This is a genomic window from Pseudomonas sp. 06C 126 (assembly GCF_001855215.1).
GTDB lineage: Bacteria > Pseudomonadota > Gammaproteobacteria > Pseudomonadales > Pseudomonadaceae > Aquipseudomonas > Aquipseudomonas proteolytica.
Window position 1 is genome coordinate 1 of record NZ_MIFU01000015.1, and the last position, 426, is coordinate 426.

Sequence of the window (426 nt, forward strand, 5' to 3'; positions counted from 1 at the left end):
CTCCAGGGGCGCAGTCCGTATAGGGCCGAGGTCAGTTACGACATGACCAAGCGTCCACCACAGCCAATCCTCGACAGTCAAACAGGGACCAGCCCTCATCGCTGGATACCGGGCTGGATCAACAAGTACTGGAATGAAGACCCAGAACATCCACCGTTCAAGGCCGGGAAAGGGATGATTCGCCGGCCCGATGTAGTGATCGTCAAGGACGCCAGCAAGCCGCCAACTCAGGACAATATTAAGCAAGTGGTGGAGATGAAGTTTCCACCTGACCCTCCGAAAGTGGAGCAGGCGCAGGATTATGCAAACATAGCAGGCAACAAAAATAAGGTCGTTGAGATGACATCCACCGAATGTGACTGTAGCCAGGAAAATCAGCAGTCCAACGTGCCAGTGGCGCAGCTTGGCTGGGCCGCAGCCATCGCT

At 55.4% G+C, this 426-nt stretch carries 1 protein-coding gene; it reads left to right on the forward strand.

Annotation, left to right across the window (positions count from 1 at the left end; all coding sequences use genetic code 11):
• Window positions 1-42: 42 nt before the first annotated feature.
• A partial coding sequence (locus tag BHC62_RS04690) for a VRR-NUC domain-containing protein (protein WP_143007487.1) occupies window positions 43-426 on the forward strand: 384 nt, incomplete at its 3' end.